Origin of the sequence: Xanthomonas sp. 3058, assembly GCF_014199765.1 — a bacterium.
Classification (GTDB): Bacteria; Pseudomonadota; Gammaproteobacteria; order Xanthomonadales; family Xanthomonadaceae; genus Xanthomonas; species Xanthomonas campestris_B.
Genome location: NZ_JACHOF010000003.1, coordinates 179,862 through 193,657 on the forward strand (window position 1 = coordinate 179,862; position 13,796 = coordinate 193,657).

Below are 13,796 nucleotides of genomic sequence, written 5' to 3' on the forward strand. Positions count from 1 at the left end.
CAGTATGCGCCGGCAGGGTGTGGCCTGAGCGTGCAGCGTAGAATTGGCGGATGAGCAGATTAGTCCTGATCGACGGGTCCAGTTACCTGTATCGCGCGTTCCACGCGCTTCCGCCGCTGACCAACGCCCAGGGCGAGCCCACCGGTGCCTTGTTCGGCGTGGTCAACATGCTGCGCGCCACACTGAAGGAGCGCCCGGCTTACGTCGCGTTCGTGGTGGATGCACCGGGCAAGACCTTCCGCGACGACCTGTACGCCGACTACAAGGCCAATCGCCCATCGATGCCCGACGACCTGCGTGCGCAGGTACAACCGATGTGCGACATCGTGCATGCGCTGGGCATCGACATCCTGCGCATCGATGGGGTGGAAGCCGACGATGTGATCGGCACGCTGGCGCTGCAGGCCGCCGCCGATGGCCTGAGCGTGACCATCTCCACCGGCGACAAGGACTTCGCCCAGCTGGTGCGTCCGGGCATCGAGCTGGTCAACACCATGAGCGGCAGCCGCATGGATTCGGACGCGGCGGTGATCGCCAAGTTCGGCGTGCGCCCCGACCAGATCGTCGACCTGCTGGCGCTGATGGGCGACACCGTCGACAACGTGCCCGGCGTGGACAAGTGCGGCCCCAAGACCGCCGCCAAATGGCTGGCCGAATACGATTCGCTCGATGGCGTGATCGCCAACGCCGACAAGATCAAGGGCAAGATCGGCGAGAACCTGCGCGCCGCGCTGCCGCGGCTGCCGCTCAACCGCGCACTGGTCACCATCAAGACCGACGTAACCCTGGCCAGCGGCCCGCGCGCGCTGGACCTGCGCGAGCCCAACGCCGAAACGCTGGCGGTGCTGTACGCACGCTACGGCTTCACCCAGGCGCTGCGCGAACTCGGCGGTGCAGCCGCCCAGGCCGGCCTGCTGACCGAGCCGATGCCGCTCGGCGCGGCCGCCGCCAGTGCCCGTACCGAACCCGGTCGTGCGCGTGGCACCGGCTTCGTGTCCGGCCCGGCCAGTGCCCCGGTGGATCTGGACCCCGCGCTGTCGGCACCCGGCCAGTACGACACCATCCTGACCCAGGAACAGCTCGACAGCTGGATCGCCCGCCTGCGCGCGGCCGGCCAGTTCGCCTTCGATACCGAAACCGACAGCCTGGATCCGCTGCAGGCCGACTTGATCGGCCTGAGCGTGGCCGCCGAGCCCGGCCAGGCCGCGTATCTGCCGTTCGGCCACAACTTTCCCGGCGCTCCGGCCCAGCTCGACCGCAGCCAGGCGCTGGCCCAGCTGGCGCCGCTGCTCACCGACCCGGCGCTGCGCAAGCTCGGCCAGCACGGCAAGTACGACCTGCACGTGATGCGCCGCCACGGCATCGCCCTGGCCGGCTACAGCGACGACACCTTGCTGGAGAGCTTCGTGCTCAATTCCGGCAGCGCGCGCCACGACATGGACAGCCTGGCCAAGCGTTACCTGGGCTACGACACGGTCAAGTACGAGGACGTCTGCGGCAAGGGCGCCAAGCAGATCCCGTTCGCCCAGATCAGCCTGGACGACGCCACCCGCTACGCCGCCGAAGATGCCGACATCACCCTGCGCCTGCACCAGGTGCTCGGCCCCAGGCTGGCCGCCGAGCCGGGCCTGGAGCGCGTCTACCGCGAGATCGAGATGCCGCTGGTGGAAGTGCTGGCGCGCATCGAAGCCAACGGCGTGTGCGTGGACGCGGCCGAACTGCGCCGCCAGAGCGCGGACCTGTCCAAGCGCATGCTCGCCGCCCAGCAGAAGGCCACCGAACTGGCCGGGCGCAGCTTCAACCTGGATTCGCCCAAGCAACTGCAGGCGCTGCTGTTCGACGAGCTCAAGCTGCCCGCCGTGGTCAAGACGCCCAAGGGCCAGCCCTCGACCAACGAAGAGGCGCTGGAAGCCATCGCCGACCAGCACGAGCTGCCGCGGGTGATCCTGGAATACCGCGGCCTGGCCAAGCTGCGCAGCACCTACACCGACAAGCTGCCGGAGATGATCCACCCGCAGTCCGGGCGCGTGCACACCAGCTACCACCAGGCCGGCGCGGCCACCGGGCGGCTGTCTTCGTCCGATCCCAACCTGCAGAACATCCCGATCCGCACCGAAGACGGCCGCCGCATCCGCCGCGCCTTTGTCGCACCGCCCGGGCGCAAGCTGATCGCCTGCGACTACTCGCAGATCGAACTGCGCATCATGGCCCACCTGTCCGGCGACCCTGGCCTGGTCGGCGCGTTCGAGTCCGGTGCCGACGTCCACCGCGCCACCGCGGCCGAAGTGTTCGGCCGCACCATCGACACGGTCAGCAATGACGAGCGCCGCGCCGCCAAGGCGATCAACTTCGGCCTGATGTACGGCATGAGCGCGTTCGGCCTGGCCCGCCAGCTCGGCATCGGCCGTGGCGAGGCGCAGGACTACATCGCGCTGTACTTCAGCCGCTACCCGGGCGTGCGCGATTTCATGGAAACCACCCGCCAGCAGGCGCGCGACAAGGGCTACGTGGAAACCGTGTTCGGCCGCCGGCTGTATCTGGACTTCATCAATGCCGGCAGCCAGGGCCAGCGCGCCGGCGCGGAGCGTGCTGCGATCAACGCACCGATGCAGGGCACCGCCGCCGACATCATCAAGCGCGCCATGGTCAGCGTGGACGGCTGGATCGCCGACCACGCGCAGCGCGCGCTGATGATTCTGCAGGTGCACGACGAACTGGTGTTCGAAGCCGATGCCGATTTCGTCGAGACATTGCTGAGCGAAGTCACCACGCGCATGTCGGCGGCGGCGCAATTGCGCGTACCGCTGGTGGTCGATTCCGGCGTTGGCGACAATTGGGATGAGGCGCACTGACGCGCAAATTCACATTGATATGCTGAATACGCATGGCAGAGAAATGCGCATTCGGCAGCCGTCGAAGGAATGAATAACCGCTAAATTCTACATATTTTTAACAGTTATCTTCACGATCCATCAATGTGCAAAATGGTGTTATATCCCTCGACGGGCGCAACGCCTGTCGGCAGATCTCTCCCATCCCCTGGAGCAGATCTCGGAGCGGAAACTCCTCCCCAAGTTTCCGTTCCCTGGCCCCGCCGACCTCCCCCTGGTCTGCGGGGCTTTTTATTTTCCGGCGTGAGTTCCACTGGCGCAACATAAGCCGTGCATTACACCGGCTGAATACAGCGCCCGCGGTGTGGATCACAAATTGAAATACGTAATCAGCGTGATTTTTCGAACGCGGCGCTTTATTGGGCGCCGCGTTCTTGATGGGCCTATTCAGCCCAGCCAGTCGCGCGGTATCAGATAGTCCATCAAGCGCGCCTCGGCGCTGCCTGGTTCGGCCTCAAAGCCGTACTCCCAACGCACACGGGGCGGCAGGCTCATTAGAATGCTCTCGGCCCGTCCACCGCTTTGCAGCCCGAACAGGGTGCCCCGGTCGTAGACCAGGTTGAACTCCACGTAGCGCCCGCGCCGATAGAGCTGGAACTCGCGCTCGCGCTCACCGTAAGCCGTGTCCTTGCGGCGCTCGACGATCGGCAAATACGCATCCAGGAATCCATCGCCGACCGCGCGCTGGTAAGCGAAGTCGCGCTCGAAGTCGCTGCCCAGATCGTCGAAGAACAGCCCGCCCACGCCGCGTGTCTCGTTGCGATGGCGCAGGAAGAAATACTCGTCGCACCAACGCTTGTGCGCCGCATAGCGCTCTTCGCCGAACGGTGCGCATAGCGCCTGCGCCGTGCGGTGCCAATGCAGCACGTCTTCATCCACCGGATAGAACGGGGTCAGGTCGAAGCCGCCACCGAACCAGGCGGCAACCACTTCGCCATCGCGCTCGGCGCGGAAATAGCGCACGTTGGTGTGGGTGGTCGGAACATGCGGGTTGTGCGGATGGAACACCAGCGACACGCCGCAGGCACGCCAGGTGGCCCCTGCCAGTTCGGGGCGATGCGCACTGGCCGAAGGCGGCAGACGCGAGCCGGAGACATCCGAAAACCCGATGCCGGCCTGCTCGAACACCGCGCCATCGCGCAGGATACGGGTGCGCCCGCCACCGCCTTCCGCACGCTGCCACAGATCCTCGCTAAACCGCGCGCGTCCATCGACGGCTTCCACGGCAGCGCAGATACGGTCCTGCAGGTCGGTCAGATAATCGCGTACACGGTCGAATTCGTTCATGTCGCCCATTCTAAGCCGTGGATTGCGCCCGGCGTAGCTGCCCGAACGCGCCAGTTTTGTCGCAGGGCGATGTGACACTGGCGTGGGCAGCGCGCGCAGCGGGAGACCTGGTTGCGGCACGGCCGATCGGAGCAACCGGCTGCGGGGATATTGCCCGCCCACGGTCTGGCGACGGCGAACCGTCAAGCGCCAGTCGAGAAGGTCGGTGTGGAGCGTGCGAGCAGTGCCTGAGGGTGCTCTGATACACATGCCGGCTCGCCAGCTTCCCTGTCGCTCTTGAGCGACTGCGATAACTTGACCGACTGCGATCGCGACGCCACCCGCAGCACTCGGCCACTACCCCCGCGTCACTGCCCGCTTTTCATCCAGCCAGGCACCGGGCAGCGGTCTGCTGTGGTGTCCTCGCCGTTTGCGGAACCCTGTGGCGGCATGGATGGATGCACGGCGTGTCCCGCAAGCGGCGAGGGCACCGCGCACGCGACGCACCAATGCGCGACTGAAGCAATCCGCGCAGCGATGACCCATCAGCGAACGATCAGACCTCGCGCGCGGCCGCAAATTCGGCGCGCACGGCCGGCGTACACAACCGCCACGCCAGCGCCGCATGCACGCAGCCGATTGCCAGGGCGCCCAGCCCGGTCAGCAGCAGCGCGGCCTGGCGGGTCGCCTGCAGGCGCACTTGCAGCTCGGGCCATTCGGCGCTGTGCACGACGTCGGCAGGCAACATGGCCTGCACACCATCGAACAACGGCCCGATCAAGGCCAGGCCGCCGAAATTGAGCAGGCCGGTCACCAGTAACACCATCACGAAGCCGATACGCGCCCATTCGCGTCGCTGCAGCAAGGCCCAGCTCAGCCACGCAAACGCCACCGACACCACCACGCCGACGACCGATAACGACAGCGCATGGTCGATCAGCCATTGCCACGACGCGGGCAGGGTGATGCCCTCCGGCAGCCCCAGTGACGCTGTATCGGGTAGCAGCACGATCAGCATGATCTGCAAGGCGTTGGTCATCGCACTGACCACCCCGAGCAGCAACGACACCCACGCCAGCGGGGTGACGAAGCCGCCGCGTGGTCGCGATGACGGTGCCGGCGTCGCGTTCATTGCAGCGATGCGATGTGGGCGGCCACGGCGGCCTGGCCAGGCGGATCCAGCGACGGCTGCAGCTGCGCATACCAACCGGGCAGCGCATCGGCTGGCAGACACGCGCGCAGCAATGGCGTGCTGCGCTCCAGGAATGCCTCCAGGAAGGGGAGCCCGCGCACGTAGAGGAAATGGCTGTCGGTGATCGACATGCCCGCATACGCCTCGCGTAACCATTCCAGGTGCGGCAGCGCGTGCGCACCGTGGCCGGCGCGGGTCAGCGCGGTGAGGAAACTGGTGCGCGCGGTGGCGGGCGAGGTGGAGCGCTCTTGCGCGTTCAAATCATCGAAGGTCAGCAACCACTGTTCGCCACGGTCGATCTCGTTGCACATCACCGAGGTGGTCGCCAACTGCAATGCGTTGTGAGCGGTTGGCTCCAGTTCGTATAGCGCCAGCCAGTGCGGGTACGCCTCGCGATAGCGGTCCAGCGCGCTCAGTGCCAGCGCGCATAACCGCTGCGCATCGGCGCCGACATGCAACTGCGCCTGTGCGGCATTGACCGCGCCCACATGATCGCCACGCTGGAACAAGTGGAGCGCGGGCAGCAATGCAGGATCGATCTCGACGGCAGTTTCCGCGTTGTCTGCAACCGCCGCCGGCGCCACGACCGGTTCGGTTCGCGGCGTCTTTGTCGCGGCGGGCTTGCGCCCAAGTAAACGATCCCATAGGCCCATTGCATCTACCTTCTGCGCGCCGGTCGGTGAGTGAAGCCGCAGCTATGCCGGCGGCGCACCGGTCAGGCGACAGACCGACGCAGAAGGGCGCGCACTGCGCCAGCGATCTGCCGATCCTTGGCCAAGCTTAGAGCGACTTGCGTAGGTTGAGGTGAGTGCGAGCCAAGCGCTCACCCGACGAGCCAACGCATTGCGCATCCTGCCGGACCGTGGCGGCCGCTCGCTGCTGGCGCGGCCTGCCGACGATACCTGGGTATCGGCGAGCGGAGCGATGCATCATTCCGCCGGCGGTCTTATTGCTTCACCTGCTCGTTGAACAACGTGAGGATGCGCTTGTACTCGTCCAGCCACGAATCGGCACGCGTAAAGCTGTGGCGTTCCAGCGGATACGGTGCCACCTGCCAGTTGTCCTTGTGCAGTTCCATCAATCTCTGCGTCATGTCCACCGAGTCCTTGAAGAACACGTTGTCGTCGATCATGCCGTGCGCGATCAGCAGATGGTCGCGCAACCCGTCGGCATAGTTGATCGGCGATGAAGTCTTGTACGCCTGCGGATCGAGTTCGGGCGTGTTGAGGATGTTGGAGGTGTATTCGTGGTTGTACTGCATCCAGTCGCCCACCGGCCTTAGCGCCGCGCCGGCCTTGAAGGTGCCGGGGCTGCGGAACAGCGCCATGTAGGTCATGAAACCGCCGTACGAGCCGCCGTAGATGCCGGCACGCGAGCGATCGCCCTGCTTGGTGTCGACCAGCCAATCCAGCCCGTCCAGATAGTCTTCCAGCTCCGGGTGGCCCATGTTGCGGTAGATCGCGGTGCGCCAGTCGCGGCCGTAGCCCTCCGAGGCGCGGTAATCCAGATCCAGCACGATGTAGCCCTGCTGCACCAGCAGGTTGTGGAACATCTGCTCGCGGAAATACGGCGTGTAGCGCTGCGAGACGTTCTGCAGATAGCCCGCGCCGTGTACGAACATCACGATCGGATACCGCTTGCCGGGCTCGGGGGTCTGCGGCCCGTAGTATTTGCCCCAGACCGTGCCGGCGCCATGCTTGGACGGCACCTGCACGTATTGCGGTGCGATCCACGGCTGCGCCTTGAAGGCCGACGTGCGGGTGTCGGTGAGCACCGTGGCCTGACCGCCCGCCGCCGGCACCACCGCCAGCTGTGGCGGCAGATAGGCGCCGGAATAGCGCACCAGCAACTGCTGCCCGTTCGGCGACAGGCTGAAGCCTTCCACGCCGTTCAACGCAGTGACTTCGGTGAGCTGATCGCTGCCCAGATCGAGCTTGCAGACCTCGTAATCGCCCGGCCATTTCTGGTTGCAGAGAAAGAACATGCCGCTGCCATCGGCGCTGGGCACCGGCATCGACACTTCCCACTTGCCGCGCGTGCGCTGTCGCGGTTTGCCGTTGCCTTCCACCGTGTACAGCTGCGAATAGCCGGATTCTTCCGACAGCAGCCATAGCGTGCGGTTGTCGGGCAGCCAGCCGAAATCGTTGAAGTCCCAGTTGATCCAGGCGCTGTCGCTCAGGCGATGACGCGGCTGCAGTTTGGCGTTGTCCAGATCCACGCTGGCGATCCAGCGGTCCTTGTTGTCCACTGCGCGGATTTCCACCGCCACATTGCGGCCGTCATCGCTCCAATGCACTGCCGGCCCGCTGCCGTCGCCGTCGCTTTCCACGCGCACGGCGCGGTTGCCCTTGAGCGCATCGCGCTTGGCGGCCTTGCGCAGCGCCGCCAGCGGATCGGCGGCAATGCCCGGCAGCGTGTCGAAGGACAGCGGCTTGGCAGTGCCCGCACTGACATCGACCAACCACAGCGCATGCGCCACCGGGGCATTGCGACCGACGCGGGTGCGCACTTCCTGGAATTCTTCGTAGCCGGATTCGGTCACGTACTTGGGCATCTTGCCGGCCTGGCCCTCTTCGGCGCCCTTGGCCTGGGTGACCACCAGCAGATGGCGGCCGTCCGGCGACAGCGCGCTGTCGACGATCTCCACCTCATCGCCGAGGTAGACCGGCGCGGCGGCACGCGTGGTATCGGCGCGGCGCCAGGCATCTTCCTGTGTGCGCAATGCGTCGCGTTGTTCGCGGTCGCGGCGCAGCGTGGCCAGCGTGGCCAGTTGCTGCTCGCGCAGCACATCGGCCTTGGGGGCCGCATCGGGATCGCGCTCGGCCTTGACCACCGCCACCTGCGCGGTGCCGCCATCGGCGCGCCAGTGATACCAGTTGTTGCCTGCGCGCCAGATGGCACCGCCGTCGCTGGCGAATTGCGGCCGCGATTCGACCTCGTTGCTGCGGGTCAGCTGGGTGAGCGCGCCAGAGCGCAGATCGCGCAGGAAGATGTCGCCGTTGCGCGCGAACAGCATGCGCTGACGGGTTGCGTCGTAACTGGGGTTGTCGGCATCCAGGCCGGCGCGGGCGTTGTCGGCCACGCGTTCGGCTGCCGCGCCGCCGCTGGCCTGACGATAGGTGTCGCGCACCGGACTGCCGCTGCGTTTGAGCTGGTATTGCACCTGTTTGCCATCCCACTGCCACCAGGCCTGCTCCACCGACGGCCCGATCCAGTCCGGATCGGCCATCACCTGTTCGATGGTCAGCGGTGCGGCGGACTGCGCATGTGCAGTGACGGCCAGCAACAAGAAAGACAACGGCAACAATCTGGGCATCGGTAACGGCTGGACGCAACGGAGTAGCGGACAAGCCTAGCAGCTTGTTTCTGCGGCAGGCTTGGGCCACAGGTCATGTGCGTGAGTGCGTTGGATCGCGTCGCTGAAAACGTCGGCGCGGCCGTGAATGGCGGGCGCGACCATGATGGCTGGGTCGGAGGCTGCCAATGACGATCAACCGCGTGGGTGGATGCATCACGATGGAACGACACACGCATCGTCAGCGTGCAAGTGCGTGGTGCGCCTGACCATTGCGATGCGACGGCCTGCCTGCTGCGCCTGTGTCAGAACGCGCTCTGGTGCGCGTCTGGCATGGCACGGTTTGGCCGTGGGCGCTGGGCAACTGCAATGGAAGGCTGCGTGCTTGCTTGCTGGCGGCATAGGCGCTGCTGTGGCCAGCAACCGCCATGCGCCATCGCGCATGGCACATGCCACGTCGCAGTGCATGTCATTGCCATGGTCCGTGCGACGCGTTGCCCACCGCAGCAAAGACGCGCCGACCCCGGGGTTGCCGCGCCGCCGGAAACCTCCCGACTTGCCAGCAGCGCAGGTGGCGGCCAAGCTAGCGCGCTTTTGCGACTGTCGGTTCCTATGTCCAGCTTGCCCGCTTCTGCTGTTTTCCACCCGATGGCCGTCGGCGCGCCCGGCCGGCCATTGGCCTGGCGGGCAGGGCAATCGGTCGATCTGGCCACCTTCATCGCGCATGTGCACGGCCTGGCGCAGCAGCTGCCTGCCGGCCGCCACGCGGTGAATCTGTGCGAAGACCGCTACCGCTTCATGGTGGCCTTCTACGCGTGTGCGCTGCGCGGGCAGGTGTCGCTGCTGCCGTCCTCGCGCGCCCCGGCGGTGGTGGGCGAAGTGCAGGCGCGCCACGACGATGCGTACTGCCTGGGCGATCTGGCGCTGGAACTGGCGCCGCCGCGCTATTGGCAGTTGCCGGCCGAATTGCCGCAGGCCGAGGGCCCGATCCCGCAGTTGGCCGACGACGCCCTGGTGGCGATCGGCTTCACCTCTGGCAGCACCGGCAGCCCGCAGCCCAACCCCAAGACCTGGGGCAGTTTCCTGACCAGTACCCGGCAGGATCTGGTGGCGCTGGAAAGCCTGTGGGCGCATACCGATGCGGTGCCGCACGTGGTGGCCACAGTGCCGCCGCAACATATGTACGGCATGGAATTGTCGGTGCTGCTGCCGATGGTGACCGCGCTTGCGGTGCATGCGGGCCGCCCGTTCTTCCCCGACGATGTGGCGCGTGCGCTGGCCGATATTCCCGCCCCGCGCGTGCTGGTGACCACGCCGGTGCATCTGCGCGCGCTGGTCGAATCCGGCGTGGCGTTGCCGCCGCTGGTCGGCATCGTGTCGGCCACCGCGCCGCTGGCGCAGGACGTTGCGGCGGCCGCCGAGGCGCGCTTCGGTGGCGAAGTGCGCGAGATGTTCGGTTCTACCGAAACCTGCGTGTTCGCCGTGCGCCGCACCGCACTGGAAATGTCATGGACACCGCTGCCGGGCGTACGCCTGGAAACACAGGCGGCCGGCACCCTGGTGCATGCACCGCATCTGGCCACACCGGTATTGCTGGCCGACATGATGGATGTGGCCGACGACGGGAGTTTCCAGGTGCGCGGGCGTCAGGCGGACCTGCTGGAAATCGCCGGCAAACGCGCCTCGCTGGCCGACCTTACCCGTCGCCTGCTCGCCATCCCCGGCGTGATCGACGGCACCATCGTGCAGCTTCCCGCCGATCCCGGTCAGGTGGTCGGCCGCATCGCCGCATTGGTGGTCGCCCCGACCCTGGACGAAGCGCACATCCTCGCCGCCCTGCGCGCCAGCGTGGACCCGGTATTCCTGCCGCGCCGCCTGCGCAAACTCGCCGCATTGCCACGCAACGAAACCGGCAAACTGCCGCGCGATGTGGTGCTGGGCTTGCTCAACGGCTGAGTGATGGTGGGCAACACGGTGTGCAGGTCGATCACAGCGGCCGCGCGATCGGATTGCTCACTGACCGGGCGCTGGATGAGAGCAGATGTAGGACGAAAAACGCGCCATCAGGCCGGTTTCCCGCAGCGCCTGCAGGGTCGCATTTACCTGGCAGGTCAATCCATTCTGATCCGCGCAACGCCGATCGGCGGCGTTGACGGCATTCAAGCGCGTGCGGTCCCGTTGTGTCAGCTGCGCCTGGAACCCTTCCTGGGCGAAATCCAGGTCACCTGGCGTGATGGATCTGATCCGTCGCGCGGGACAGCGTCGATCGGTCTGGTCTGCCAGCGTTTCGAACGCGGGTCCTTCGAATATCTGCGGACTGGCGTGGGTGGCGGCCGCCAGGACGATTGCGAAAACAAGCACGTTGCCTCCGTGAGAACATCGTCTCGTCGACAGCGCGCACGCTCTCACCGATAGCGACTGCCGGCCAGTGCCTGCGCGTGGAACGGTCAGTGGCGGGATAGATAGATAACCGCCTGGCCGCGACGATGGGGGGTATCTCCGCGCGGTTTTCAGTGGCGACGGTTAGCCACGGTCTGCGGCATCCGCACGCAAGGCATCACTCAGCCGTGCACTCCATCAATCTCCACCGCGAGCTCGTCGCGGCAGATCACCGCATGCAGCAGCAGGCGCGGGACCGCATCGCCGAAGCGCGCGTCCAGCGCCTGCGCGACCTTGGGCAGGTCGGCAGGTTCGCGCACGTAGACCTTCAGGCGGGTGCCGGCGCCGAACTGCGCGGGCAGGGCGGGAGCGTGCTGGCGTGCGGCACCGAGCAGGGCGTCGAAGTTGGCGAAGGTCTCTTCCAGCTGCGCCAGCAGCTGGCCGGTATGCATCGAGGCGTGACCGACCACCGCAGCGGTGCCCGACAGCAGCAGCGGCATGTCGCTGCCGGCCGGCGGCAGCATGGCGCGGGCGAAGCTCGGCGATTGCGGGCCGTACTGGCGCGGATAGTTGTAGGCGCTGACCTGGCGCGGATTTTCCAGCGGGGTGCCGGCATCGGTGGCGGCCAACCAGTAGATCTGGATGATGCGCTCGGCATCGCAGCGCCCCACCGCCGTGGCGGCCGGCAGCTGTGCGGTATCGAACGCGCCCAGGCCGCGCGCGCGGCCCACGCAGAACTGGCGGTAGCGCTCACGGTCGCCGCTGCCCAGGGTGATGGCGTCCAGGTAATTCCAGATGCGCAGCAGGCGCGGGGTCTGGCTGCCGGTGACGAACGCGGTGATCTCCGCATACGCCTTGGCGGCGGCTTCTTCGATCTCCACCTCCTGCTCGTCGATCTCGATCACGCCGAACTGCAGGCGCCCGTCGCTGGACCAGGCAATGTGGCCATCGCGGCCGCTGCGCACCGGGGAATCGCTGCGCCACACTTCCAGCACGTTGGCCCGATACGGCTGCAACGGCACCCGCAGGTAGCGCGGATCGTCCAGGCGTGGAGCGGCATCGCCGAAGCCGAACACGGCCAGCACCTGCGGGTCGGCCAGCAGGGCCGATGGGTCGGTCTGATCGACATAGTCGATCTGCAGGCGGGGATGGCGCACGGTGTGCGTGGTCTGGGCCTGGGAAGCAGTCATTGCGTTTCTCGTTGCAAGGTATCGCCGTCGAAGCCGAGCTTGGCCTGGCGCCGGCGATGGCGCCAGGCATGCCAGGCGCGCGGCATGATCGACAGGGTGGTGAGCGCATAGATGGCGCGGAATGCGCGCAGGCGCAGACGGACTTTGGGGCTATCGAACACGTCGCCGGCCAGCATCGCCACCACCGCTTCTTCGATCTGGAAGACGTTTTGCGGTTGCGCAAACAGCGCACGCATGGTCGGGGAGGTAAAGCGATAGATGAACCACTTGAACTCATCCACGCCGCGGGTGAGTTCGCGCTGCAACGCACGCTGCAGTTTCGCTTCGTGCTGCGGCGCGCGCAGCGCTGCATCCACCATCGCCGCACCGCGCTCGGCGCTGTGCATGGCCAGGAACACGCCGGAGGAAAACATCGGGTCGACAAAGGTGTAGGCATCGCCCAGCAGCAACCAGCGCGTCCCGGCCATGCGCGTGCATTCGTAGGCGTAATTGCCGGTGGCGTGCACCGGTGCGACCCGCTCGGCACCCGACATGCGCGCGCCGAGCTCGGCGTTGAGCGCCAGCGTGCGCATGAAGAACCCTTCGCTATCGCCCTTGCGGGTCTTCATGTACTCGGGGTAGCAGACCGCGCCGACGCTGGTGATGTCGTCCGGCAACGGGATCAGCCACATCCAGCCATGCGCATGGCGGTAGATGCTGATGTTGCCGGCATCTTCGCCCGGGCGACGCGTCACCCCGCGGAAATGACTGAACACGGCCGCCGATTGATGCCTGGCATTGGCGCGTTTGAGCTTGAAGCGGTTGCCCAGGAAGGTGTCGCGGCCGCTGGCATCAAGCAGATAGCGCGGGCGGAACTGCTGCGCTTGGCCATCGGCGGCGCGCGCCTGCAGCACCGGTTGTTGGCCATCGAACGCCACCTGTTCGACCTTGACCTGTTCGCGCGCATCCACGCCCACCGCCCGTGCGCGCGCGAACAGCACCTGGTCGAACTGCGCACGCGGCACCTGGAAGGCGAAATCGGTCTTGGCATCGAGTGCGCGCGAAAACCGGAAGGTGTTGTAGCCGCCGGCATCGTTGGGGAAATCCGCACCGCGTTTGAGTACGCCGATGCCACGCACCTGCTCGAGCACGCCCAGGCGTTCGAGGATCGGCATGTTCATCGGCAGCAGCGATTCGCCGATATGGAAGCGCGGGTGCTGCTCCTTTTCGAGCAGGGTGACCGCCCAGCCGAGTTCGGCCAGCACGATCGCCGCCGCGCAGCCGGCCGGCCCGCCGCCGATGATCAAGACGTCCGGGCACTCGGGTCCGGGAGCGGGCCCGGCGCTGGGCGTAGCAGCCGGGGCGAGGCGAACAGCGGTGGAAGTCATCCTGGAACGAACCTGCGGCGAGCGAGCGTCATGCAGGCATGATAGCCTGACCGGCAGCCCGGACAGCTGTGTCGGGCACCGGTCCTACCGACGCACGGCCGCACTCGGATCGGCAGTTACGACAACGTACACTGCGGTTCTGCGCGGCGGCCATCGCACTCAAGCGATCGTGCGCGCTGCGCCTTGCCTGTTTCGAAACTTGTTGCCCGACCCTCA

Annotated in this window: 9 protein-coding genes; 2 read left to right on the forward strand and 7 right to left on the reverse strand. The window is 66.6% G+C overall.

Going from position 1 to position 13,796, the window contains the following annotated elements; all coding sequences use genetic code 11:
- Positions 1-50 precede the first annotated feature (50 nt).
- Entirely contained in the window at positions 51-2,852 is a 2,802-nt protein-coding gene (gene polA / locus GGR61_RS06275; RefSeq protein WP_184620823.1) for a DNA polymerase I, read from the forward strand.
- 426 nt (positions 2,853-3,278) lie between these two features.
- On the opposite strand, the gene hemF is transcribed toward polA, so the two are convergent.
- The 4 genes from hemF to GGR61_RS06295 all read right to left on the reverse strand — a co-directional run bounded on the left by hemF (position 3,279) and on the right by GGR61_RS06295 (position 8,656).
- Positions 3,279-4,178 carry an oxygen-dependent coproporphyrinogen oxidase gene (gene hemF / locus GGR61_RS06280; protein ID WP_184406491.1) on the reverse strand — a complete coding sequence of 300 codons (900 nt, stop codon included), beginning with the start codon at positions 4,176-4,178 and terminating at the stop codon, positions 3,279-3,281.
- Positions 4,179-4,713: 535 nt separating this feature from the next.
- Entirely contained in the window at positions 4,714-5,289 is a 576-nt protein-coding gene (locus tag GGR61_RS06285; RefSeq protein ID WP_184406490.1) for a hypothetical protein, read from the reverse strand.
- On the reverse strand, positions 5,286-6,002 hold the full coding sequence (locus GGR61_RS06290; RefSeq protein WP_184620824.1) for a hypothetical protein: 717 nt from the start codon (positions 6,000-6,002) through the stop codon (positions 5,286-5,288). The genes GGR61_RS06285 and GGR61_RS06290 overlap by 4 nt, the downstream gene beginning before the upstream one ends.
- A gap of 293 nt (positions 6,003-6,295) precedes the next feature.
- Positions 6,296-8,656 carry a S9 family peptidase gene (locus GGR61_RS06295; protein WP_184620954.1) on the reverse strand — a complete coding sequence of 787 codons (2,361 nt, stop codon included), beginning with the start codon at positions 8,654-8,656 and terminating at the stop codon, positions 6,296-6,298.
- A gap of 600 nt (positions 8,657-9,256) precedes the next feature.
- On the opposite strand from GGR61_RS06295, the gene GGR61_RS06300 reads away from it, so the two are divergent.
- Positions 9,257-10,600: an AMP-binding protein gene (locus GGR61_RS06300; protein ID WP_184620825.1), complete on the forward strand. Its 1,344-nt coding sequence runs from the start codon at positions 9,257-9,259 to the stop codon at positions 10,598-10,600.
- A 57-nt stretch (positions 10,601-10,657) separates the two neighbouring features.
- Here the strand turns inward: GGR61_RS06300 and GGR61_RS06305 are convergent, their stop codons facing one another.
- From GGR61_RS06305 to GGR61_RS06315, 3 genes are all read right to left on the reverse strand, one after another.
- Complete coding sequence (locus tag GGR61_RS06305) at positions 10,658-11,005, reverse strand: hypothetical protein (protein WP_184406487.1); 348 nt, start codon at positions 11,003-11,005, stop codon at positions 10,658-10,660.
- Between the two features lie 200 nt (positions 11,006-11,205).
- Entirely contained in the window at positions 11,206-12,213 is a 1,008-nt protein-coding gene (locus GGR61_RS06310) for a pteridine-dependent deoxygenase (RefSeq protein WP_070693896.1), read from the reverse strand.
- Positions 12,210-13,580, reverse strand: coding sequence for an FAD-dependent oxidoreductase (locus tag GGR61_RS06315; protein WP_184620826.1), 1,371 nt, complete (start codon positions 13,578-13,580; stop codon positions 12,210-12,212). The genes GGR61_RS06310 and GGR61_RS06315 overlap by 4 nt, the downstream gene beginning before the upstream one ends.
- Positions 13,581-13,796: the final 216 nt, after the last annotated feature.